26 protein-coding genes are annotated in these 24645 nt (G+C 35.2%); 10 read left to right on the forward strand and 16 right to left on the reverse strand.

Going from position 1 to position 24645, the window contains the following annotated elements:
• Window positions 1-38 precede the first annotated feature (38 nt).
• Window positions 39-824 carry a M90 family metallopeptidase gene (locus tag LY01_RS10650; protein WP_104515840.1) on the reverse strand — a complete coding sequence of 262 codons (786 nt, stop codon included), beginning with the start codon at window positions 822-824 and terminating at the stop codon, window positions 39-41.
• Between the two features lie 285 nt (window positions 825-1109).
• Here LY01_RS10650 and LY01_RS10655 point away from each other — a divergent pair, with 285 nt between their 5' ends.
• From LY01_RS10655 to LY01_RS10665, 3 genes are all read left to right on the forward strand, one after another.
• Window positions 1110-2444, forward strand: coding sequence for a histidine kinase (locus LY01_RS10655; protein WP_104515841.1), 1335 nt, complete (start codon window positions 1110-1112; stop codon window positions 2442-2444).
• 3 nt (window positions 2445-2447) lie between these two features.
• Window positions 2448-2738: a 2TM domain-containing protein gene (locus tag LY01_RS10660; RefSeq protein WP_104515842.1), complete on the forward strand. Its 291-nt coding sequence runs from the start codon at window positions 2448-2450 to the stop codon at window positions 2736-2738.
• 61 nt (window positions 2739-2799) lie between these two features.
• Entirely contained in the window at window positions 2800-3582 is a 783-nt protein-coding gene (locus LY01_RS10665) for a LytR/AlgR family response regulator transcription factor (protein WP_104515843.1), read from the forward strand.
• A gap of 120 nt (window positions 3583-3702) precedes the next feature.
• Here LY01_RS10665 and LY01_RS10670 read toward each other — a convergent pair whose 3' ends face one another.
• Genes LY01_RS10670 through LY01_RS10680 form a run of 3 tightly spaced genes read right to left on the reverse strand, consistent with a single transcriptional unit; the run spans window position 3703 to window position 6084 of the window.
• On the reverse strand, window positions 3703-4332 hold the full coding sequence (locus LY01_RS10670) for a superoxide dismutase family protein (RefSeq protein WP_104515844.1): 630 nt from the start codon (window positions 4330-4332) through the stop codon (window positions 3703-3705).
• A 58-nt stretch (window positions 4333-4390) separates the two neighbouring features.
• Window positions 4391-4879, reverse strand: a complete 489-nt coding sequence (locus LY01_RS10675) for a YdeI/OmpD-associated family protein (RefSeq protein ID WP_104515845.1) — start codon at window positions 4877-4879, stop codon at window positions 4391-4393.
• Entirely contained in the window at window positions 4879-6084 is a 1206-nt protein-coding gene (locus LY01_RS10680) for a bifunctional alpha/beta hydrolase/OsmC family protein (protein WP_104515846.1), read from the reverse strand. The genes LY01_RS10675 and LY01_RS10680 overlap by 1 nt, the downstream gene beginning before the upstream one ends.
• 120 nt (window positions 6085-6204) lie before the next feature.
• Here LY01_RS10680 and LY01_RS10685 point away from each other — a divergent pair, with 120 nt between their 5' ends.
• Both LY01_RS10685 and LY01_RS15275 read left to right on the forward strand, forming a co-directional pair.
• Window positions 6205-6735 carry a SixA phosphatase family protein gene (locus tag LY01_RS10685; RefSeq protein WP_104515847.1) on the forward strand — a complete coding sequence of 177 codons (531 nt, stop codon included), beginning with the start codon at window positions 6205-6207 and terminating at the stop codon, window positions 6733-6735.
• Window positions 6736-7456: 721 nt separating this feature from the next.
• A complete protein-coding gene (locus LY01_RS15275) occupies window positions 7457-7675 on the forward strand; it encodes a VF530 family protein (protein ID WP_262497520.1) in 219 nt (72 codons plus the stop codon).
• A gap of 207 nt (window positions 7676-7882) precedes the next feature.
• Here the strand turns inward: LY01_RS15275 and LY01_RS10695 are convergent, their stop codons facing one another.
• The 7 genes from LY01_RS10695 to LY01_RS10725 all read right to left on the reverse strand — a co-directional run bounded on the left by LY01_RS10695 (window position 7883) and on the right by LY01_RS10725 (window position 16490).
• Complete coding sequence (locus LY01_RS10695) at window positions 7883-8458, reverse strand: hypothetical protein (protein WP_104515848.1); 576 nt, start codon at window positions 8456-8458, stop codon at window positions 7883-7885.
• 152 nt (window positions 8459-8610) lie between these two features.
• The gene (locus LY01_RS10700; RefSeq protein ID WP_104515849.1) at window positions 8611-11742 is read right to left on the reverse strand and encodes a WD40/YVTN/BNR-like repeat-containing protein; all 3132 of its coding nucleotides are present in this window, start codon (window positions 11740-11742) and stop codon (window positions 8611-8613) included.
• An 82-nt stretch (window positions 11743-11824) separates the two neighbouring features.
• Window positions 11825-12394 (reverse strand): hypothetical protein, encoded by a 570-nt coding sequence (locus LY01_RS10705; protein ID WP_104515850.1) that lies wholly within the window; start codon window positions 12392-12394, stop codon window positions 11825-11827.
• A gap of 68 nt (window positions 12395-12462) precedes the next feature.
• A complete protein-coding gene (locus tag LY01_RS10710) occupies window positions 12463-13719 on the reverse strand; it encodes a hypothetical protein (protein ID WP_104515851.1) in 1257 nt (418 codons plus the stop codon).
• Window positions 13720-13760: 41 nt separating this feature from the next.
• Window positions 13761-14657: a hypothetical protein gene (locus LY01_RS10715; RefSeq protein WP_146080417.1), complete on the reverse strand. Its 897-nt coding sequence runs from the start codon at window positions 14655-14657 to the stop codon at window positions 13761-13763.
• Between the two features lie 25 nt (window positions 14658-14682).
• Complete coding sequence (locus LY01_RS10720) at window positions 14683-15057, reverse strand: VOC family protein (protein WP_104515853.1); 375 nt, start codon at window positions 15055-15057, stop codon at window positions 14683-14685.
• The gene (locus LY01_RS10725) at window positions 15057-16490 is read right to left on the reverse strand and encodes a S41 family peptidase (RefSeq protein WP_104515854.1); all 1434 of its coding nucleotides are present in this window, start codon (window positions 16488-16490) and stop codon (window positions 15057-15059) included. The genes LY01_RS10720 and LY01_RS10725 overlap by 1 nt, the downstream gene beginning before the upstream one ends.
• 181 nt (window positions 16491-16671) lie before the next feature.
• Here LY01_RS10725 and LY01_RS10730 point away from each other — a divergent pair, with 181 nt between their 5' ends.
• The 5 genes from LY01_RS10730 to ychF all read left to right on the forward strand — a co-directional run bounded on the left by LY01_RS10730 (window position 16672) and on the right by ychF (window position 20158).
• Complete coding sequence (locus tag LY01_RS10730; RefSeq protein ID WP_104515855.1) at window positions 16672-17181, forward strand: RNA polymerase sigma factor; 510 nt, start codon at window positions 16672-16674, stop codon at window positions 17179-17181.
• Window positions 17178-17642 (forward strand): hypothetical protein, encoded by a 465-nt coding sequence (locus tag LY01_RS10735; RefSeq protein WP_104515856.1) that lies wholly within the window; start codon window positions 17178-17180, stop codon window positions 17640-17642. Before LY01_RS10730 ends, LY01_RS10735 begins: the two co-directional genes overlap by 4 nt.
• A gap of 40 nt (window positions 17643-17682) precedes the next feature.
• Window positions 17683-18213 (forward strand): DUF4252 domain-containing protein, encoded by a 531-nt coding sequence (locus LY01_RS10740; RefSeq protein WP_104515857.1) that lies wholly within the window; start codon window positions 17683-17685, stop codon window positions 18211-18213.
• Window positions 18214-18257: 44 nt separating this feature from the next.
• Window positions 18258-18914 (forward strand): DUF4252 domain-containing protein, encoded by a 657-nt coding sequence (locus LY01_RS10745; protein ID WP_104515858.1) that lies wholly within the window; start codon window positions 18258-18260, stop codon window positions 18912-18914.
• 149 nt (window positions 18915-19063) lie between these two features.
• Window positions 19064-20158, forward strand: coding sequence for a redox-regulated ATPase YchF (gene ychF / locus LY01_RS10750; RefSeq protein ID WP_104515859.1), 1095 nt, complete (start codon window positions 19064-19066; stop codon window positions 20156-20158).
• A gap of 348 nt (window positions 20159-20506) precedes the next feature.
• Here ychF and LY01_RS10755 read toward each other — a convergent pair whose 3' ends face one another.
• From LY01_RS10755 to LY01_RS10775, 5 genes are read right to left on the reverse strand one after another with little or no spacing between them, the layout of a single operon-like run.
• Entirely contained in the window at window positions 20507-20998 is a 492-nt protein-coding gene (locus LY01_RS10755; protein ID WP_104515860.1) for a hypothetical protein, read from the reverse strand.
• Window positions 20999-21008: 10 nt separating this feature from the next.
• The gene (gene gldG / locus LY01_RS10760) at window positions 21009-22703 is read right to left on the reverse strand and encodes a gliding motility-associated ABC transporter substrate-binding protein GldG (protein ID WP_104515861.1); all 1695 of its coding nucleotides are present in this window, start codon (window positions 22701-22703) and stop codon (window positions 21009-21011) included.
• Window positions 22704-22705: 2 nt separating this feature from the next.
• Window positions 22706-23434 carry a gliding motility-associated ABC transporter permease subunit GldF gene (gene gldF / locus LY01_RS10765; RefSeq protein WP_104515862.1) on the reverse strand — a complete coding sequence of 243 codons (729 nt, stop codon included), beginning with the start codon at window positions 23432-23434 and terminating at the stop codon, window positions 22706-22708.
• The gene (locus LY01_RS10770; protein ID WP_104515863.1) at window positions 23431-23727 is read right to left on the reverse strand and encodes a putative quinol monooxygenase; all 297 of its coding nucleotides are present in this window, start codon (window positions 23725-23727) and stop codon (window positions 23431-23433) included. Before LY01_RS10770 ends, gldF begins: the two co-directional genes overlap by 4 nt.
• On the reverse strand, window positions 23724-24560 hold the full coding sequence (locus LY01_RS10775) for an SAM hydrolase/SAM-dependent halogenase family protein (RefSeq protein WP_104515864.1): 837 nt from the start codon (window positions 24558-24560) through the stop codon (window positions 23724-23726). Before LY01_RS10775 ends, LY01_RS10770 begins: the two co-directional genes overlap by 4 nt.
• Window positions 24561-24645: the final 85 nt, after the last annotated feature.

The raw sequence follows: 24645 nt of genomic DNA on the forward strand, positions 1-24645 counted from the left end.
AGGTTATGTGGACGTTAAAATTAAAGGTCTTTTAAGTTTTAATTTTTAGGTTTTTTTCTTTTTTGTGGGTTAAAGCACAGGTCCAGCATATTATATAATTCTGGGTGTTTTCTTCTCATTAATTTGGGTCTAGAAAAAAAGTACTCTGCAGTAACAGCAAAGAATTCTGCCTGGTTAGTTGCCCCATAAGATCTTATGTCAGACTCATCTCGGTCTATGGCGTCCATCTCTTTGTGCATGAGATTGATCCACGGCAGTACATAAGATTTATCTAGAAATGCCTCTGGTATACCGTTAGTCTCTCCATCTATTTTATCTAGCAGGTGGACAAATTCATGGATGCCTGTGTTGTGTTTATCGGTATCGTTTTTAAAACCGTGATGCAGGGCTGTTCTAGAGAGTATCATTTGTTTTTCAAAACGTCCTGTACCTACCAGTCCACCTATCATGCGGTCTGGATGGTCATCTCCATAACCTAGGTCTTCATTAAAATTATCTGGATAGATTATAACGCCTGTAAGGTTGTTATAACTCCATTCTTTAAATTTAAAAACAGGTATGACGGCACTGGCCGCGACTAGAATTTTATCGAGTTCTTCTATCTCAAAACCTACGGCGTCTACATAGGTTTCTTCTAGAAAGGCTACCATGCGCTGTCTAAATATCTTTTGATCCTCTGTAGTAAGTTGCTCATAAAAAGAGACATACTTTTCTAGTGCAGCATGCCACGATGGATGGTCCTTTTTTCTTTGTGGAGCAGATTCTTTAAAGACTAAAAAATAAAGTACGACTGCTGCTATTAAAGGAATGATAAGGTAAAGCATGTAGGTAATTATGGTTAGTAATGTAAAATGGTAATAGAGGTGTAAAGTAAACTTAAATAGATCAAAGAAGGCGGCTACTGATGCATTTTTATATATTGTTTACTAGTATGCGTGGCGGCAGTTACGATTTTATTGTTTTATAAAGTAAACTGGGTTGTGCGTGGATAACAGTTGGGTGGCTGTTTATTACAATTGAGTTGTTTTGATTTTGGCTTTTTGTTTTCTGTTCTCATTTTTGTGGTGTTCTAAGGGAATAAATTACTTTTAGAATTCTAAAACAGATTCATGACTTTTAAAAGGTTCATAAAATTTATAATTGCGAGTATCCTTATCTCCATAGGGATTAACCTTATTACTGCCTACCTGCGTGGTGATTTTTTAGTATGGGAAAAAGAGTTAGAGGGTTTTGGTATCAACTTTTTGTTTGCCACGGTTTTAAGTATAGGTAACCAGTGGTGGTTTGATGTGATGACTAAAAAGTTTTCATGGCAAGAGAATATGATGAAACGTGTCGTGTACGGTGCTATAGGTTCTGTGTTACTTACTTGTTTACTGTTGTTTTTACTCAATGGCATTACCTATGTGTTTATTTATAATAACAGTTGGGATAGCTTTATAAAAGGGCAAAGGTTAAGTAGGTATCTATTCGGCATGATTGTAACGCTGGTGGTAACACTTATTTATCATGCGATATATTTTTATAAACTGTCGCAGACACAAAAGGTAAATGAGCAAAAGATAATTGCAAGAAGTGCCACAGCGCAATTTGACGCGTTAAAGAATCAGCTAGATCCACATTTTTTATTCAATAGTTTAAATGTATTGGTTTCTCTAATAGAAGAGAATCCTAAAGCCGCAACAAAGTTTACGACATCTTTATCAAAAGTATATAGGTATGTACTGGAACAGCGCAATAAAGAACTGGTCTCTGTAGAAGAAGAGCTGGCATTTGCCCGTACTTATGTAGGGTTGCTCAAAACCAGATTTGAAGATAGTATCACGATAGATATTCCAGATCATGGGTCGCGTACAGACGCTATGGTCGTACCGCTATCGCTACAACTGCTTATAGAAAATGCCGTAAAACATAATATAGTAAGCGATAGTAAACCGCTGCATCTCAAGATATATGAAAAAGATAACCTGCTGGTTATAGAAAACAACCTGCAAAAAAAGCAAGTCATTAAAAAGAGCACCGGTGTAGGACTGCAAAATATAGCCAGTAGATATGGACTGCTCACAGATCATAAAATGACCCTAGAAGAGACCAGTACTTCTTTTATAGTCAGCCTGCCTATTCTCACACAAGAAACCATACATATGAAGACTCTAGAATTTACTACAGAAAATCTAGAAGATAAAAAACTAGTACAGGCAAAAACGAAGGTCGCTGCCATAAAAGACCTTTATGATAGCGCGCTCAAGATGATTTTAATAATCGCTTTTCTAGCTGTAATTAATGCGTTTACAGGTGGTTTTCCTTGGGTTATATTTCCTGCTATAGGTATGAGTATAGGATTGTTTTTTCAGTACCAGCGCACCTATGATAAGAGTTTAATTTTAGGTAAAAAGTGGGAAGAAGAAAAGATCAATAGTTTAATGAACGATAAAAACTTTTAAGAGATGAAAAAAGAAGAAACCTACCAAGAGAGATATACCAGGGCAAAGGCTCGAGTAGAAGAGATAAAAGCATTTTACAGTCATTTAACGGTCTACATTATAGTTAATATAGGTATCGCAGGTTTAAATTATTACCAGAATGGTTGGGAAGAGCCATGGTTTCTATTTCCGCTAGGTGGTTGGGGTATAGGTGTGGTAGGGCATGCGATAGGCACCTTTGGTAGTAATCCGTTTACGAGTAAAAATTGGGAAGAACGCAAGATTCAAGAACTTATGGATAAAGAAGGATCTTAAATACCATTGCTCACCTTATTATACCTAACCAGCCATTAACACATCATTTACCTACCATCACATGAGTACATTTAAAGCCATTATCATAGAAGATGAAAAACCAGCAGCGCGACGTCTACACCGCATGCTAGTAGAAATAGGAGTAGAGCCAGAGGTCATGCTACACTCTGTACAGGAGTCTGTAGAATACCTACTCAATAATGAGGCGCCAGACCTTATATTTCTAGACATACAGTTAAGTGATGGACTCTCTTTTGAAATCTTTGATCAGGTAGACATACATAGTGCGATTATTTTTACTACTGCTTATGACGAGTATGCTTTGCAGGCTTTTAAATTAAATAGCATCGACTATCTATTAAAACCTATCGATCAAGAAGAGTTAGAAAAGGCAGTAGATCAATTTAGGTTACGCTTTCGCGAAAGCGAGAACAAAAACAATAAAGCTGCGACCATCAATTTTGAAGACATAGCAAAATTACTAGGCAATCCCATAGAGCGCAATTATAAAAAACGATACACAGCAAAAGTAGGCGAGCACCTAAAACTGTTTCATACCGACGATGTGAAACTGTTCTATTCTGAAAATAAAGGCACCTACTTGCATCTAGAAAATGGGCGCAACTATTTAATAGACTCAAAATTAGAATCTCTAGTAGAAGAACTGGACCCAGAGCAGTTTTATAGAGTCTCTAGGCAGGCTATAGTAAATATAAATGCCATAGATGACATGATTTCTTATACTAATTCTAGAATACAAATTAAAATAAATTCTTTTAAAGAAATGGATTTAATAGTTAGTAGAGAGCGAGTTAAGGATTTTAAAAGCTGGTTAGAACGCTAGTTTAAACGTTCAAACATATTATTTATTAAAACAACCATCACAGCAATTGTTTTTAAATATATAAACGCCTGACTATAAGAATAGTCAGGCGTTAAAGTTTTAAGTAATAGAATTAATACATTATTCAATCACACCACAAGCGACACGAGCACCAGCTGCACCACTAGGTTGAGATTTAAAATCGTCTGCACTAGCGTGTACGATAACTCCTTTTCCTACTATGTTTCTAGTCTCATCGTCACAGTCTATACACCATTTATCTGTTGTAAATTCTAGGGTAGCTTTACCGTCCTCAGCAACTTCTAGGTTACCTATGTCTCCAGAATGAAACATTCCTTCGCCCCATTTTCCATGATCTTCACTAGTTGGATCCCAGTGTCCGCCGGCGCTTTTACCATCGTCAGAACTACAGTCTCCATTCTGGTGTATATGAATAGCGTGTGTTCCTGCAGTTAATCCTGCAAGGTCTGCATTCATAGTAACACCTTCTTCGGTTTGCATAAACTCGATAACACCGTTTACATCGCTACCACTTTTTGCAGACATGGTTACCATAATCTCTTTACCTACCATTAAAGTAGTGTCATCATGATTTGCATGATCGTCGTGTTCTCCATGATCGTGAGAGCCGTCATCTGTGTGCTCGGTTTCATCAGTGATTTTTTCTGTTTCTTTACCTTCTTTACAAGATGTAACACCTAGACCTAGTGTTAAGGTAAGCGCGATTATTCCTATTGCAATTCTTTTCATAATTTGGTTATTTTAGGTTACTTAATACTTTAAAAGTAAGAAGTTAAAAATAACTTTATCATAAGAGTTTCTCAAATTTCATAGGGTTATGATTTCCTACCTTTAAATTTTCCATGGCATTTAATGCTAGATCTACTTTTTTCTGAGAGCCTTTTGCATTGTAAATCATAAAAATAATATTGCGCTGTTTACCAGGTAATAGACTTTCAAAAATCTCGTAGGCTTCATAATCACTTAATAAAACAGCCTCTAATTCTTCAGTCATAGGCGCTTGATATTTGCTCGTATCTTCTTGCATGATTACATTCATAGCGTCTCCATGATTGATAGCTAGTTTTTTCTGGTTAGCCTTTGAAAACATAAGATATACAGAGCCGTGTTTTTTTACTACACCAGCGTATAAAGTAATCTGGTTCTCACCAGTACTTATTTGTGCCACGACACGTTTAATTTTATCTAGTGCTAGCTGTCCGGCAATATCTTCAGGTATAGGCAGTGCACCCATGAAACCACCTGTATTAAGATAGGTGTCAAATTCAAAAACCATTAACTCATCAATTTAGTAACTACTTGTGTTTCTGAATGTAGCGTTTTATGCACAGGGCACTTATCTGCTATTTGTAATATTCTTTTTAATTGTTTCTCGTCTAGATCGCCAGTTATTTTAATTTCTCTTGTAAATGTGTCTATTTCCACACCATCTAGATTACCGTTTATAGGAAATTGTTTGTCATAATTCACGTGGCATTGTACGTTATCTACTTTCCATTCTTTGCGACGGGCATACATTTGTATAGTCATTACAGTACAAGCGGCTAGACCACTAGAAAGTAAATCAAAAGGAGTTGGGCCGAAGTTGTTACCACCTACGCTTTCTGGCTCGTCTGCGGTAAAGTAATGATTACCAGCTTTCATTTGAGTAGTGAACACGTCTTCGTGATTAAGACTAGCGGCAACGTTATCTTTAGAGTTTAGTACCTCTTCTTTAGGTTCTTCCATATATCTAGAAGCCCATTTTGCGATTACTTCACCTATATATTTAGAATCAGTTTTATTCATTAATAAATGGTCTGCACCATCTAGACTTATAAAACTTTTAGGATGTACGGCAGCGTGGTATAATTTTTCGGCATGTTTTATACCTACCGTATTATCTTGTGGAGAATGTGCAATTAGAATAGGTTTTCTCAACTCCTTTAATGTATTGGTCACATGTTGCTCGTTGATATCCTTGAGGAATTGTTCCTTAATTTTAAAAGGTCTACCGCTTAATTGTACGGTAGCTTCTCCATTTTCTGTAATGGCATTAATTTGATCTCCAAAAAGATGACTCACATGTTTAGTATCACTAGGTGCGCCTATAGTTGCAACAGCTTTTATGGAGCTCGCTTTCGCGGAAGCGAATATAACAGCAGCACCACCTAAACTATGACCTATTAATAGAGTAGGAGCTTTATAGTTAGTCTCTAGAAAGTCTATTGCAGCAAGAAGATCGTCCACATTTCCAGAAAAATTAGTATCTGCAAAATCACCGTCAGAATCTCCTAAACCTGTAAAATCAAAACGTAAAACACCATATCCAGCAGTGGTTAATGCTCTAGAAATATTCTTTGTGGCGCTGAAGTTTTTACTACAAGTAAAACAATGTGCAAAAACAGCATAGTTATGAGGATGGCGATTTGCAGGTAATTCTAGCCTACCGCTTAATTCATATCCTTGTGCGTTTTTAAAATTTATCTTTTCAAAGTTCATGATCGTGATTTTGTATAAAAATAATACCTTTTTATCACAGCAATATTGCATTAACTAATTATTGTAATAGTTACAGTCATTCTTTTTAGATTCTATACTTTTACAACAGATATATTTATTATGAAAAATCTATACTTTTTACTTGTTCTATCGCTGGTTTCCTGCATGAATAACTCATCTGATAAAACACCAGAAGAGCAACAGAAAGACCAGCTTACTACCTTTTATTTTATACGTCATGCAGAAAAAGCTGTAGATCAAGGTAGAGATCCAGAGCTTACTGAAGCTGGCAAAAATAGAGCAAGTCAGTGGGTAAATTATTTCTTCATTAAAGATGTAGATCACGTCATATCATCAGACTTTAAAAGGACTAGAGAGACCGCCGCACCACTGGCAAAATCTAAGAAACTGCCAGTAGAATTATATGATGTAAGCAAAGTAGATGGAGTATCTTTATTAGAAACTTATAGAGGTAAAACGGTTGCTTTATATGGACATAGCAACACCATAAATGTTTATGCAAACGCGTTGCAAAAAGATAGTATCTATAAAGAACTAGAAGAATCAGATTACAATCACTTTTTTATCGTGCGTGTCGATAAGGATGGAAATTCTAATGCTACAAAAGAGTCCATGGACTTCATGGAGTAAGCACAGTTAGTAAACCATCACCTATTAATAGTATCAACTACCTTTTTTATACCATATGAAAATTTTAAGCTGGAATGTAAATCGCCATGATGGGGATCTAGAACATCAATCAAATGCAACACGCAAAGAACTAATTCTTGAGCATGATGCAGACATAGTAATACTTACTAATACAAGGCTTAAATTTCATTTAGGAGATTCTTATAAGAGAATTTATACTACTGAGATGCCGCAAAGACACGACGGTATAGCGTATAAAGCTGGAGAGAATAGAGTAGCTATTTTTACTAAGTTTTCTTTTAAGAATAAAGTAAAAACCTATGACGATTATTCTAGTGTGTGTCAAATGCTAGAAACACCTCTAGGTAATCTTAATGTGTATGGTACTATAATCGGCGCTCAAAAAGATCTTTTTGAATCTGACTTTGTAGAACAAAAAGATGATCTAGAGCGCATACAAGGTGCTATATGTTATGTAGGAGATTTTAATATGTCCTTTGTAGAACCATTCTTACCTAGTGAGGATAAGGTAAAGGATATGAATAGCTTTATTGAAGAACAAAAAATGGCTGTCCTTACTGCCGATTTTGAAAATCTAAAGAACCATGTTGCAGTAAGTAAGTCTTTCTTAAAAGGTAATACCACACAGGTAGAGCTTTTTGAAGTACCTAAAGAAATCTCTGAAGAAGAAATAATCGTAGTAGAAATCAAAGAAAAAGAGATTAAAAAACAAGTTAACAACCCTTTACATGGTGTTAAACTAGCTTATATGTTAGAGAAACTTGTCGATCACTACGGTTGGGACGAGTTAGGAGATCGCATAAGAATCAACTCTTTTAATAGCAATCCTGGTATTAAATCGAGCCTTAAGTTTTTACGTAAAACAGACTGGGCAAGGAAGAAAGTAGAAGATATGTACTTGCGTACGTTTGTGGATTAGGGGTTTACCTTATTTATACAGAAAAGGGTGGAATTTATTCCGCCCTTTTTTTGATACAATAGATTCTGATTTAAACTCCAACCGTAAAACCCTTTTGGTTGCTTTTACGGTTGCGCCGCTATCGTCGCCAACCTGTTTACCCTTTAAAAAAGGGAAATGCTTTTTGTTGTGAGGTATTTTGGGTTAGGGGATTTTTTTTAAACTGTTTTAAGGTAACATCCAAAATCTCCAACCATTCCAGTAGTCACTATAGTTTTTACCAAATGTTTGGAATGTTTCTGGCATTGCTAGATGGTTAACACTAGCATGATGGATATAATCTTCTTCGCTTTTAAAAAACGTAACATAGTTAGTTTTTACATTCCATAAGAAATAGGGTAGTGGTCTATCAACTGGGCTTACAGCTGTTGTACCTACTACAACATCTTCCATGATAGAAAAGCTTTCTATACTCATAGCTCCATATGGATAATTTACAGGTTCAATATTAGTTTCTATCCAGTTGGTATTATCTATCTCTTGAAAGTGGGATAAAGGAATTCTAGCGCTATCGCCTAAACCATGATCTCCCCAAAAAGTAAATGAATAACCAAATAACAAAATAGAAATTATAAAGCCACTAGTGAACCACAACGACTTCTTATTTTTTAATAAATTTTCAAATATCCTATCAGGAAAGAACTTTGCGAGTATTATAATTATCAATACCACTAGTGTCGCATAAACACTGCCCAAAATAGCTATTTTAATAAATAAAGCTATTAAACCTACTAACGCTTCCATCTTAAAAGGATTTTATTTATAAAGGTTAAGATAAATATTGCATTGCATTTTGTTAAGAATATTTTACTCCATCTTTTAAATAAAGCACAAAAAAATAGGCAGAAATTATTCTGCCTATTTTTAAAATATAATTTTACTCACGAACTCAAAGACTATTCCTCAAACATATTCACAGTAACGAGTTTCATTTCTGCTACAAATGCTTTCCATTCTGTATTTAAAAAGTTTTGAGCTTCTATATTGACTTCTTTTGCAAGCGTTTCTGCTTGTTGGTACAATTGCTTCTCTGTTGCAGTTTGTACTCCCTGACGGCTTCTTATATAGCCAGACGCACTTCTCACACGATTTAAAACAGTAACCTCAGGATTGCGAGTGATTCCTTGACGCTTGTCAGGAGTACCGAAGTATTTATTCTGTAGTTTTTCTATTTGTTTTACTATAGAATCTGTAGTTTTTATTTGTTCTTTAAAAGCTTTTTTATCTTGAGATTTTAAAAGTTTTTTAAAGCTATCTGCTGTTTTTTTGTTTTTAGCCAGTTGACTAGTTACCACCTCGATATCACTCATTAAAGTCTGTAATTGATCTTGTGCAGCGCGCATTTCTTTGCGATTAGCTAGTGTGAATTCATCAATACGTGGGTCTTCTTTTACCTCGATCATGGTCTCACTGGTTAGGTCTCCATAATGCAATATGGCTTTGTATGTACCAGGTAAAACGCTATTGCCACTTGGTTCTCTTTTAGAATCATTTACACCTCGTGATGGAGATTTTGCACCTTTTTCATCCAGTCTCCAGGACCAGTTATGGATGCCTTTTTCTTTAGGAACTTTACGATTTAGTGTTCTGATTAACTCTTCTCCTTTATAGATTTTTAAGAATAAAGAATCTGTTTTTGTAGTGTCAGATTTTGCCTTTAGATCTTTATCAAAGAAGTATTTGAACTGTCCTATAGGTCGGCTTCTGTTCTCTCCACGGAACATAGCATCTGCGCCAAATCTACTACCTGTAGGTTGCTGGTAACGCGCAAAGTACGCTGTAGGAGGCTCGTATAATGCGATAGATTGTGTAGGTCTCGCTTTCGCGAAAGCGGTAAAAGGAGCAAGGTCATCTAGAACCCATGCAGCTCTACCGAAGGTACCTATGATTAAATCGTCCTCACGTGGGTGAATTACTAGATCTTTTACAGAAACGGTAGGAAAACCGTTAGTGTATTTAGTCCAACTATCACCAGCATCTATACTAACATAAAGCCCGTCATCAGTACCTAAAAAGAGTAGGTTGTTTTCTTCTGGATGCTCGATAATACAAAGTGCATAACTAATCACGTCGTCTTTATCCACGATGCGAGTCCAGCTTTTACCATAGTTAGTGGTGCGGTAGGCATAAGGCTCAAAGTTAAACCTGCGGTAATCGTTTGCAACGAGTAGGGCATGGCCTTTCTTAGTTTGAGAAGCTTTGATCTGTGTGATCCAGCTACCTTTAGGCAGGCCGCGTAAACCACTAGTGATATTATCCCAGCTATCGCCACCGTTTTTAGTTATATGAACAAGACCGTCGTCAGACGCAGCATAAAGCACATCTTTTTCTACAGCACTAGGCTCTATTACTAGTATGGTGGTGTGATTTTCGGCACCAGTGGCATCCATAGTTAAACCACCAGATTCTGATTGTTTTTGTTTTTCAGGATCGTTAGTGGTAAGGTCTGGAGATATTACCTGCCATGTAAGTCCTTTATCGGTAGATTTATGTACAAACTGACTACCAAAATACAGGGTAGAATTATCAAAAGGATCGATGTTAATGGCACTGTTCCAGTTGAAACGTAGTTTAACGCTAGCGTCTGGATGTGTAGGTTTTACACTATAGTTATTACCAGTTTGCCAGTCATAACGTTGTACAGAGCCTTGCTGGCTCATAGAATACCCATAACGGCTGTTATCAGGATCTGGAACGACATCAAATCCATCGCCAAAACTGATTTCTTGCCAGTAACTGTTTCTTATAGATTGTGCTCTCCATGAGTAAGCAGGACCGCGCCAGCTACCATTATCTTGCATACCACCATATACATTATAAGGAGTTTCCATATCTACATTGATATGGTAAAACTGTGCTACAGGTAGATTACCTATAAAACGCCATGTTTTACCACGGTCGCGAGTAATGTTTAAACCACCATCGTTACCATCAATTATGAATTTACCATTCTTAGGATGAATGTACCACGCGTGGTGATCTGGATGGACGCCATTATCAACACCGTAAGCTGGCATTAATTGGGTGAAGTTTTTACCACCATCTTCTGAAACGTTGATGTAAGTAAAAACAGAATACAGACGATTCTCGTTTTGAGAATCTACATAAATTTCAGAGTAGTAAAAAGGACGGTTACCTATGTCGCTTTTATTGTTGATCATTTTCCACTTAAAACCACCATCGGTAGATTTATACAATGCATTTTTCTTTGCCTCTACTAGTGCATACACTACACTAGGGTCGCTAGGAGCAATGGCAACACCTATTCTACCTAATTCACCTTTAGGAAGTCCTTCTTCACTAGTTATTTTTTTCCAGTTTTCTCCACCATCGTGAGTGATGTACATTCCAGAACCTTCACCACCAGATTTGAAAAACCATGGATCACGTTTGTGTTCCCAGATGGCAGCAATCAGTTTATTAGGATTTGTAGGATCCATAACAAGGTCTGCAGCACCAGACTTATCGTTAGTGTATAATATCTTTTTCCAGGTTTTACCGCCATCTATAGTTTTAAAAACACCACGTTCTGGATGCACGCCCCATGGAGAACCTATTGCTGCTGCATATACGATATTTGGATTTGTAGGATCGATAATCACACGATGGATGTTGCGTGTTTTTTCAAGTCCCATAAGTTTCCAGCTATGACCGCCGTCTAGAGATTTATAAATACCGGCACCACCGTTTAGTGAATTACGTGGGTTACCTTCTCCAGTTCCTACCCAAATAATGCTAGGGTTAGACTGTTGTACGGCAACTGCACCTACAGATGCTGTTGCCTCGTTCTCAAAAATAGGTTTCCATGTGATACCACCATTTTGAGAATTCCATAATCCACCACTGGCTGTACCTGCAAATATGTTTTCTGGATTTTCATGAACCACATCTATAGAGGTGACACGGCCAGACATACCGCCTGGGCCTATATTTCTAGGTTCTAGATTTTTTACAAGATCTAAATCTAGTTTCTGGGCAAATGCTTGAATGGATAGTAAGCACAATGCGAGCAGTAAAATACGTTTCATATTGGTTTTTGTTGAAACCATAAAGGTAAAACCTAAATATGGAACCTTGAAGAATTTAGCAGATTGTTAAGATTATCAAAATCTAAACCTGATCAAATAAATTAAATATTCCAATCATTATTCCCCATGCTAGACCATTAACTCCCAAAACTAATCCTACGATAGAACTTATTCTTTCTAAGATAGTAAGCCCGTCTTTGATACGTATTTTTAGAAACTGACTATCCGTAGGTTTACTGAATAAATTCTTAATTAATAATTGTGATTGATAAGACTTTACATCTGTTATATGTTCCATTTTTAAGGTGTAGGTACCTGGTTGACTAATTTTAAAGCTCCAATATTCAACTCCATAAATACCATTAGATCTAGTGACTATATTGGGAAAACTTACTTTGAGCGGTATAGATTCATTAGTTTTAGAATGAAACAAACTTATAGTTGTGCTGCCTATTTTAATATGTCTGCAGCCTATAAAGGATATTTTATAAAACCCTGCTGCGTTAAAAACGATATCATGAGCTTGAGTATCTAGCGCAAACTCTGCAATTTGTTTGCATCTATATACTTTGATTAAAATTTTAATCGAATAGTATAGCAGTAAAATGCTTATCAATCCTATTCCTAAAAAAAGTAGTTGTGTATTGCTCATTTAATCAGTTTTATAGTATACGGATCTCTTTGTAATCTCGCTTTCGCGAAAGCGGAATTATCCTAGAATTATTTTGAAGGATTAAAAATATTAGGAGGTTTTATCTCTTCTTTAGATAATAATAAGATGATAGGTTTTCTGTTGGAACTCTTACGAAGAAAACTCTCTTTACCATTCCTGAGTCGTCTTAAGTTTAAATTATCAGAATGCTCCTTATCTAAGGTATACAGCTTCCCATCTGGATATATTATAAGATTCACACCATTTACTGCAGGTCCGAAAGTGGAAACTCCTTTTCTTACGGCGTCCTTAATATCGTACACACAACCTTCAGGTATATACAGAGAACCGGCCTGTGCCATCCATACTAATTTTATAGAGTCATATTTATCTACCTTATCTTGTAATTGTTCACGAGTTTGATTTTCATTATAAAAGTCTTCGTAATCATTGGTATACAAATGAAAATCTAAAATTATCGTATCATTTCGTTTGATGGTTTGCCCAGTTAATTCAGTGAAGTATTGAGCATAAGAATTTCTTAATACGGTATCTATTTTTGTTTCTCTTTGATCTTCATGTATGACTTTAAATAGTTGTCCTTCATCAAGATTTAAATATTCTATTCTACTTATAGGTTTTGAAAACGTAGATAAATCTATTTTCTTCAGATTTTTATCTACCGTAACTAAACTGTCTGGGCTACTATCTTTTGTAACTCTCAGATACTTTTTGGTATTGATTACCGTATAATTCTGAATGAAATCTATAGGCTCAGTAAAGGTGTTTTCTTCAGAGATCCACAAAAAGGAATGTGTCGCAATGTTAGAATTGAAATAAGTGAGCTGAAAAAAAAGTAAATCGTCATTATAAATTCCAGGTAGTTCAATTCCATTACCGTTAGGTGCAGACACGATAAGTGTATTGCCTAGATTTTTTTTAATGCTTTTAAATATTATTGAGTTTTGATAGGTGTACCAGTGTTTTGAATACAATATTTCATCTCGTACTAAAGTTGCTTCTTCAATAGAAGGGTAATATAAAACGAGTAATGGTGTTTCTGTATCAAAATTATTACCAGTGATTTGATTTATAGAGATGATTTCATCTTTGGCACTTAAGATTTTTACAGGTTTCCTTTTTAGAAACAGTTCATTAATCTCTTGATCATAGGAAGAAATAGCCATCAAAGTATCTCTTCCTTTTCTTTTTAATTTCCTGAACTCTTTTTTAGTAATTTCCACACCATTCTGATTAAGGTACAAATTCTGGCTAGTTGCTATTGCTGTTAACAATACTATGATGAGAAATACTATTTTTTTCATGGCTATTTTAGAATTGAGGTTTTAAAATTAATGGACTTGGTTTATTTCTTAGCTTTTTCTTCTTGATGATCCATTATCTTATCCCATGCTTTTTTAGTAAGTATCAATAAAGTTTCTTCTTCTAGGTTTAAAATAGATACGTACTTTTTACTTACTACAATATGTTTATTTATACCAGTATAATCTTTGTAAAGTAACAGCGTGCATACATCTGTTACGTCTATAAAATCAGACACTACATGAGAATGAAAAGAAGATTCTACGTTTTCATTTTCTGTATAATCAAATGTCAAAATGCTCTTATGCAGTTTTTTACGATCCTTAATTTTGTTTCTCTTATTAAAAGTTATTTCGTAATCATTACCTATCAACATTTTAGGTTCATTGCTGCCAGAAATTATATATACTTTTTTCTTTCCTTCAAATATGATAGGTATTAAATTAGGATTTACTTTTTCATAGAAAGAATAGAATCCTTTTTTATTATCCACCATATCTTCAAATGCTGTTTTTCTCATTTCTAGTAAATCAGCTTCTAGATCGGTTATTTGTAAATTTTCGGTATCGACAAATAGACGCTCTGGAGATGGAATACCTTTAAATAAATATCTAGCTAGAATTAAGTCCTTACCTTCTCCATAGAATACAGAGACGAGGTCATTATCTTTATTTACATAAGAAAAATAGCCTCTAATTAAGTTTTTCTTATCTGGATAAGTGGCAAGAAAATTATCTGTAGCGTGCCAAGATGCTTGCTCCATTACCAGTAACTCTTTGGCTTCTTTTAAAATAGCATCTGCTTTTTCTTGCAAATTTTGAGAAGAAACAGAAAGACTGATAAATAAAAAGGCAAGGCTTAGAAAATATTTCATGAACTTAAATTTAGAATAAATTGTGTTGGTATTCCGCTTTCGCGAAAGCGGGAATTTACAATTCATTAATTTAATTTAAATATATGAAAGATTATTTCCTCCACGGCGGATTTTTTCTATTCTCACCTGCGCGATACAATACCAAATGATTGCCATCTGGGTCGTATAAGTGCGCCTCTCTCCATAACCAGGACTGATCTATGGGATCATTTTTAAACACCACTCCTTGTGTTTTTAAATAGGTGACCTTTTTATCTAGGTCATCACATTCAAAAAAGATTTTAATACCATCGCCTTGCGGCACTTGATTTACCTTAGAAAGACTAAGTGTAGCATCTCCATGAGGTAGTTCTAACCTAGCGTAAGAGTCATGGGTATGAACTATCAAATTTAAACCTAGAGATTCATAAAACGCAATGGATTTAGGAATGTCTAAAACAGGTACCGTGATTTGATTGAGGTTCATTAATTATTTGAAATTTCTTTCCACATCTCGTTACCAAAAGGTTTCAACTCATTACTACCCATAATCTCTTCATAAGTAGTAGTAGGGAAGGACTGTCTAGAAGCACGACCGTTTAACATAATGTCATCTAGACAACGTGCTAGAAGTGGTTCATTGATATCTCCTAAGATTCCTAAGTTTTCAAAATCTTCTCCTTGAGCTATATCTGGCGCAAGACCGTCAAAGTAATCTGTGTTTCCTACTGAGTTTAAGCTTTTAAGAATTAACGGTTGCATGGCATATCTGTGAGCAGGGTTTGCACCAGACCTTGCAAAGTTTGCACTATCGTATAAAGTAGTACTTGCTTGAAATTTACCAGCCGTATCATCTCCTACTTGAACTACGTTGATATAAGGATCTAAGGAGTTTATGACTAGTTCACTTGCACTAGCACTGTTACCAGTAGTAATAATATGAACCTGACTTAAGTTTAATGTGTTAAGTGTAGAGCCAGCACCAGTTTGATTTCTAAATAGATTGATTAATTGGTCAGGATTACTCGCTTGTAATTGTGCTTGTACATCTGGATTCCATTCTTCGGTAGAGTAGACGTCAGTTACTGGATTACCAGATATTAAACTACCTAGAATAATAGCACTGTTTACAGAGCCACCACCATTATATCTCAAATCAAGAACTAGATGAGTAACACCTTGCGCTCGAAAGTCTGCAAAAACTCCATTAAGTTGCTCGTCAAATTGAGATAAGAAACTGTTGTACATTAAATAACCTACTTTTTGAGTTCCTTGATCGATAACCTGACTTACTAGAATAGGGTTTTCTTGAATAACAGCTTTGGTTAATGTAATCTCATTACCGTTAGAAGTAGTTACTCCAGCACTTAAAGAAGCAAGGCCTATCGTATAAGTGTTTTGAGCTAATAAGGTAGCTACGTTAGTTCTGCTTAAACGTATACCGTTAATGGAGTTAAAAATCATACCACGCTGCACATTTTCTGTTGCAGCACTGGTATTAGGGTGCACATATCTTACATATCCATATACATCTGTGGAGCTACCTGTTTCACCTACCAAGCCAAATTCCATACCGTTGTTAAGCGTGTTACCAGATAAAATATTTTCTAGAGCAACATAATCACTGAAGATAACACTAAAACGATCTGTTCTAGGTCTATCAAAAACTAGAGATTCAAAAAACGTTTCAGGAGAATCAAACTGATCGTGAAAAGCTTCTAATTCTCCTTGGTTTGCAAAGCGATCATCAGCAAGAACATCAACGTCTGCTTTGTAAAGGTAAAAAGCATTCATACCTCTATATATAAAATTATTGACCTCACTTTTACCTGCAAACACGTCATCATTATCTTTGAAACAACTGGATAAAGTAGTGAATGCCACTAGAGCGAGTAATGTGTATTTAATAGACTTCTTCATGTTCTATGCTTTATTTGAATCAAAAATAGGGAAAAGGCGTCACAAAATAGTGTCAATATAATGATAGCTTATATTATTAGAACAGATAATAAGGTTTTGTATTTTATATGAAGCAGAAAAAAAATAACATAACCTTGTAACAATTAAAAAGCAGTCTCGTCATGAGAGTATAACCAACCCAATGAACCAGAAAACATTTGTAAATACCTTTAGGGACGTACAGCAAAAAATGTACTTTCTTTCTAAACGTCTTCTTACCTCACATGAAGAGGCGGCAGACGCAGTGCAAGAAGTCATGGTGCGACTCTGGGAAAAGCGTTTTAAACTAGAAGAGGTTAAGAATAAAGAAGCCTATGCCATGCAAATGGTAAAGAATTATTCTCTAGACCGATTAAAAAGTAAACAAGCTAGTCATTTAAAAATAGTACATACTAACTATGATAATGAAGAACGCAACGTAGAAGAAGAACTAGAAAGAATAGGCAAAGTAAAACTGGTACAGAAAGTGATTAATGAATTACCAGAACAGTATAAAATGATTATCCAGTTAAGAGATATACAGCGATATGATTTTGAAGCGATAGAAAAAATTATGGACATGAAGGCTACAGCAGTAAGAGTAGGGCTGAGCAGAGCAAGAAAAATGCTTAAGGAAAGAATAGAAGAACAATACAAAACAGAAATCGCATGAACGATTTATTAGAAAAATACTGGAACGGTGACACTACACTGGTAGAAGAGCAAAAACTTAGAACCTATTTCAGTTCTGAGAACGTATCTCCAGAGCATGAAGTGTACCGCAGCGTGTTCAACACTTTTGAGTTAGAACAAGTAATGGAAGAAGGAGATTTTGATGCTTTTGCAAAAGTGAAACAAAAACAATCTCAAGATAATAAATTCCAGAAAAAGACATGGAAAGGACTTGCTATAGCTGCTGGATTTGCTTTACTCATGACAGTAGGAGCAGGCTATTATAACAACCAGTCACAACCGCAACCTGACTTAGGAACTTATGAAACACCAGAAGAAGCTAGAGAAGCAGCATTAAACATGTTAGAACTAGTAAGTGCAAAATTCAATAAAGGCCGCAATAATATGGCACCTATAAATACACTAGATAATAAAACTGCTTCAGTTTTTAATCTTAAATAATAACAATAGAAATCTCAATCACAATTTAATAAAAGTCAACATGAAAAAAATAATCCTAACCCTAGTACTAGCAGTAATGGCAACACCATTATTTGCTCAAGATGCCTTTGAAAAAATGGGTAATCTTAAAAACATATCTGAAACAGTAGTTACTAAAGACGCCTTTGAACTCCTTGCCGAAATAGACATGGACATAGATGATGACGGTATAAAAGCTGGTAAAGGTCTTCTAGACAGCCTTAAAGATGCACGTTTCTATTCTACTTCTAATGCAGACAGTGCAAAGAAAATGATAGCCATGGCAAATTCTTACATATCTAGTAATGGACTTGTAAAATTAATGAGCGTTAAAGAAGATGATCAACTGTTCTCTTTTCACGTTAAGAAAGGCTCTAACTCTAAGAAGGTAAAAGTACTTGTAATGGTAATAGACGAGACTATGAATGCAGGTAATCCAGAGGCTCTAGTAATGAAAATTACAGGAGACATCGATCTAGCACAAATCTCTAAGATCACAAAAATGATCAACGTACCTGGACAGAAACAAATAGAAGACGCTACCAAAGAATAGTAGCGTCTTTTAAAACCTATAACTAACCCCATTAAACACTAACTATGAACAAGATCATTTTAAAAGTCGTTTTTTTAAGTATCGCTATTATGGCCGCACTTACTTCATGCGATGCAGACCCAACATTACAAAGTTATATAGTAGACAGTGGTGATAAAGAAGGATTTATCAGTACTTCTATACCTAAAACTATTCTAGGAATCGATGATAATCAACTATCACCAGACTCTCAAAAAGCATTTAGATCCATTAAAAAAGTAAATGTTTTAATGTACCCTAAAACAGACGAGAACACGGCGACATTTGAAAAAGAAAGCAAACAGTTGAGCAACATTCTTGATAATGAAGATTATAAATTATTGATGACTCATAATGGTAATGGAATGAAAGTGAAGTTTCTATATGAAGGTGATAAAGATTCTATCGATGAAATTATCGTTTTCGGTACTTCAGATCAAATGGGTATGGGCGTTGCTCGTATTTTAGGGGATAAAATGAACCTGTCTGGTGTAATGAAAATGATGAAAGAACTAGAAAAAGCAGATATTAACCCTGCAGGTATGAAGAGTATTCTAAGTGGTATGGGAGCTGATTTAGGTATGGATTTAAATAATGATGGTAAAATTGATCCTGATTCTACAAAAGCTATCCATGATTTAATAGGAATTGAAGATATTGAAGTTGATTCTGACGAAGAATAAAATCTCTAGTTTAAATAGAAAAAATCTGCATCATCTCGATGCAGATTTTTTTATGCTCAGCTCCTTCATTTTATCATATAAAAATGAATCGCAAAGAGTTATATTTGCACGCTTTCGCGAAAGCGGAACAATAACAAATAACATTACACATGAAAGCTGGAATCGTAGGACTACCTAATGTAGGTAAATCAACTCTTTTTAACTGTTTATCAAATGCAAAAGCGCAAAGTGCAAACTTTCCTTTTTGTACTATAGAACCCAACGTAGGAGTGGTAAATGTACCAGATCCTCGTCTTAAAAAATTAGAAGAACTGGTTAATCCAGAACGCGTGATACCTGCTACTGTAGAGATAGTAGATATTGCAGGTCTTGTAAAAGGAGCAAGTAAAGGAGAAGGACTAGGGAACCAATTTCTAGGTAATATACGTGAGACAGACGCTATTATTCATGTATTGCGTTGTTTTGATAACGATAACATTGTACACGTAGATGGTAATGTAGATCCTATACGTGATAAAGAAACTATCGATATAGAACTGCAATTAAAAGATCTAGAAGCTGTAGATAAAAAGCTGGAAAAAGTAAAAAGAGCTGCTAGAACTGGTAATAAAGAAGCCATAAAAGAAGAAGAGACTCTATTAAAACTTAAGGATGCTCTAGAAGCAGGTACTTCTGTACGTGCGGTAGAATTAAGTGATGAGGTAAAAGAAGAGTTTGTAAAACCACTTCAATTAATTACAGATAAGCCTGTAATGTACCTTTGTAACGTAGATGACGAGTCTGCAGTATCAGGAAATAAATATGTAGATTTAGTAAGAGAAGCTGTAAAGGATGAAAATGCTGAGGTTCTTGTACTAGCGGTAGGAACAGAAGCTGATATTACAGAATTAGAAGACTATGAAGAGCGTAAAGAATTTCTTGCAGACATGGGGCTAGAAGAGCCAGGTAGCGCAAAATTAATACGTAGTGCTTATCAGTTATTGAATCAACAAACATACTTTACTGCTGGTGTTAAAGAAGTAAGAGCATGGACAGTCAATATAGGTTCTACAGCGCCACAAGCTGCTGGTGTGATCCATACAGACTTTGAAAAAGGATTTATACGTGCTGAGGTGATTAAGTACGATACTTATGCAGAATTCGGTTCTGAAGCAAAAGTAAAAGAAGCTGGAAAGTTAAAAGTAGAAGGTAAAGAATATATCGTACAAGATGGTGATATCATGCACTTCTTGTTTAACGTGTAAATAGGGATGAGGTATGAGGAATGTGGGATGAGGTTTTTTACTCTTGCTCCATGATCATTCAATCACTTAGTCATAAACGATATTTAAAGCTCTTTTCTTTTAGAAAGGAGCTTTTTTGTTGCTCCTGTTTTCCCTAAGGGTAGAATTAATTCTACCCTTAGGGAAATGATATCAGATGTGAAAAGGTTTTGTTTTGATGGTTTTAGAGATCAACAGGCTAAGTTTTTATCTTGGCATGTTTGGTTGAAGTTGGGAACTTGTTTTCTTAAAATAGTATTTCAATTATCTATAGGTTCGGACTTGTGTCCGCAATTATAAATATGCGGCTAAATAATGAGGCGAAACAGTTTAATAAATAATCTCAATAAATGAATTTCCATCTTTCTTAAATAGAAATTCGTATTCAAGTCGTTCTGTTTGTTCGTTGTTAGGTTGATCTGTTCTAAATCTTCCAATGTAAGGTTTTAAGTTTTCTTTAGAAACAGCAGTACCGCTAGTACACTTAAAATTGTAATAAAATATAGTTGTTCCGTCTCTTACTTCAATACAAGTAATCGGGCTGAAATGTTCCGTCAAACTTGATTCCATCTTTGTTTTTAATAAATATAGAAAGTTATCGTTAGGATAATTTAAATCGATCCAACTTTCAGAACTTAAGCCAACGTACGTTTCCCCATCAATCTTAAATTTTGAAATAGCAATACTTCTAGAACCAATAGATTCTTGTAAAGCGATTATAGTTTTTTCGATTGTGTTATTAGAATCGGTTTCAAATATCTCATTTTGAGAAAATGAAAACTGACAGATCAAAACTGACACTATAGTAATGATGATTCTCATATCTTTTCATTTACGCATACTTCCTCTTCCTCAACCAAAGAAAAACAAACCCAAATCCAGCGACAAACAATAAGGGTAGCACCACATTAATCGCTTGCCATTTAAACTTTTCATCTATTACTTTTTCAGTATTTAGAAATGGTACGTTTATGTTCTTGTTGCGCAATTTGATTAAACCGGTATCATCTAGTAAATAGTTAATAGTATTCATTAAGAACTCTTTATTACCATACAGCTGTCCTGTTCTCATGTCATAACCTAGTTCTTGTGCTTGTCCACGATCTACTTGGTTTTTCATAATATCACCATCGGCTATAAGAACTATGGCTGCATCTTTTCCTTGATCTAGATTGCCTTTTAAATTGATAGGTTTTACACGGTTTTTATAAGCGCTGGTAAAAGAACCTTCGGCAAGAACGGCCAGTGGTAGGTTAGATCTATTATAGGTTTCTGGGTTTATTTCTTGTCCTATTTCGTTTAAAGAAACTACAGCAGGTAACGTGATTACTTGTGTACGGTCAGACGTGCTTAATAGAATAGTCTTTTTAATTCCGTTTTTTAAAGTATCTATTGTTCCTGTGTATTCAAATTTTACGTCTTCTAGATTTTTGGTAATAAATTGTGCTGTAGCACTTGTATCTAGAGATGTTTTTGAAATAGGGTAGTAGGGCCATGCATAAGCTTCGTACTGTGTATTTCTACCTTGGCCAGAAGCTAGAGCAATAGGACCATGATTCATATCTTTTACCAGTCCATTATTAAGACGTAAGCCGTATTTAAAAAGCATATCGTCTAGATTTAGTTTTCTAGGTAAAGGATAGGCTTTTGCTTCTTCATTGGACAGACTATCGTTTTCTATAACAATAGGGTCTGCCGCGAGAAGTAATTTACCGCCTTGCATTAAATACTGATCTAGAATATATTTTTTAGTCTCACTAAAAGCAACGGTAGGTTTAGGATCTACGACCAGATCAAATTTATTCAGTGATTCCAGAACCTGCTGTGGCTGTATAGAATCGCTAGTCGTTACAAACTCTATCCCAAAAGGCGCTGCACGATAATACTCCTGCACACCTTGTATAAAATCGCGAATTTTTAAATCGGATAACGTACCACTGTCTCTTAAAAACGCAACTGTTTTTGTTTTTTCTTGTGACGCTTTACGTAAACCGTCTGCAAATTGATATTCTAGTTGCTGTATGCTAGAATTAACACGTTCTTCCGTACTGGCACGAGCCACAGTTTTTAATAACGGTACGGCAGTTGTTTTTCCATCATATAAAACCAGTGCATATGGGAAAATAGTCACATTGGTACTTTTACCACCTTCTTGTATAGTGGCAACAGCGCCTTTTACACCGCTTTTTGCGAGTTGTGCTGTAATTTGATCTGCCTCTTGTTGCGATGTGTTTTCAATAGGATTTATAAAATCATATTTAAGATTAGGGTGTATCGCCGCCATTTCTTCTAGAAACTGTCCAGTCTCTAATTTCAGTTTGCGGAATTCTCCAGGAAGTTCACCATCTAGAAATACGTCTATTATTATAGGTTTATAAGCTTGTTCTAGAATTTTTTCAGTCTCCTTACTTACTGTATAACGACTGTCTTTAGTTAGGTCAAAACGTTTATAAATAGATCGTGATGCTACGTTCACAGCGATTAACGCTATTAAGATCACGACAAAGCTGGTGTAGGTTTTTTTCATGATTAACGTTTTGAGAAGATTGATTTTAGTGAAATTTCGCTTAAAGCGAAAAACAAAACAGCAACACTAACAAAGTAAATCACGTCACGAGTATCGATAACACCTCTAGCCATACTCTCATAGTGATATTTAAGACCTAGAGAGGCCAGAAAATCACTGTCAGATAAATAACTAGACAGACCATCAAAACCAAAATAAAGAATAAAACAAAGTACCGCAGCGAGTAAAAATGCCACGATCTGGTTAGATGTAACGGTAGAGCTAAAGATACCTATAGCCGTGTAACTAGTCGCTAACAATACAGCACCTAGGTAACTACCTAATGTACTACCATAATCTAGATTGTTAGTAATTTCTCCTAACTGTCCAACGCTTAACACGTAAATTAGGGTAGGAATCAATGCAATAATAATTAAAATTAAAGCAGCTAGATATTTACCACCTATAAGACCTCTAGTAGAAATAGGTCTGGTGGTAAGCATTTCTAAAGTTCCTAGATTGCGTTCTATAGTAAAACTGCGCATAGTAATGGCAGGAATTAAAAACATGAATAGCCAGGGAATAATTAGAAAGAAAGGAGCAAGGTCTGCAAATCCATAATCTAGCACGTTATACTCGCCTTTAAAAACAAATACAAAGAGACTAGTTATCAATAAAAATATACCTATCACTAGATAACCAGTCAGACTAGAGAAAAATCCTGTGAGTTCTTTGAGGAAAATTGCTTTCATAAAAGGCTGTGAATTTTCACCACAGAGTTGGCTTGCGGTTTTTCATCAAACATGGCTTTAGTCTGTGGCCATACTTCTTCAAATAACGTACTTTTTCTATATTTATTTAAAGCCTCTTCATTTTCCCAATAACTATAGGTGTAAAAGCGCTGTGCATCATCCTTATCTTGATATAATTCTAGAAAACTACAACCAGGCTGATTTCTTATTTGTTCTTTATATGCGTCGAACATATTTTGAAACTTACCTACAGAGGTTTCTTTAAAATGCATGTTTACTATACGTACTATCATTCTTCTATAAAAGTTATAATCACAGGAGCATTAATTTGTAGACCGAATAAGGTACTAGCACTGCCCACCGTAAGCGGATTTGATTTATATGTAGCCAGTTCTAAATAACCAGCACTGTTAAAAATAACGAGACCTTTACCATCTACATCTCGTTTCTTCTGTTCATCGTCAAAGTTAACGATATCACTATACTTTTTAAAGATCTTATTAAAATGCTCATTACGAGCAGATATCTCAAATTTGCGACCTTTTCCTACCTCATTAAAAATATCTTCGGTAATATTAGAAACAGAGTTTCCATAATTATCAATATAAATAACCTGACCATGGATCACGTTTTTATTATCAGAGATTTTAGGAGTAACACCAGATAGTGCTCTAATTCTAGAAATAGGTTTACCTATAACCTCAAGAGTACCGCCACGAGCTATGTGACACGCAGTACTTACAAAAGCGTTTAACGTCGTAAAATTAGAAGAGATGCGATCATGAATATTAATCTCTACTAGTTTTTCAGGATGTAGCTTATTCATGATTAATGCCAGCACACCGTTATCTGCACATATAAAATAATGGCCGTTAAGTAAAACGGCTATGTGTATATTTTCTACCGTATGCTCTGCATCAACACCTATAATATGTATCGTACCATCAGGAAAAGAATGGTAAGCATTTTTTATAATGTATGCAGCCTCAGCAATATTAAAAGGCGACACTTCATGAGAAATGTCTACTATGTTCACGTTTTCTATCTCTTTATAAATAGCACCTTTTACCGCACCCACATAAGGGTCTTTCCAGCCAAAATCGGTCGTAAGGGTTATTATAGGCATAAAGAATATAAATGTTGTTAATTAAATTATGGTTAAAAAATAGGCGAGATACCTATTTAACGATCGATTTTTTACTACTTTCAAG

Source organism: Nonlabens xylanidelens (assembly GCF_002934445.1).
Classification (GTDB): Bacteria; Bacteroidota; Bacteroidia; order Flavobacteriales; family Flavobacteriaceae; genus Nonlabens; species Nonlabens xylanidelens.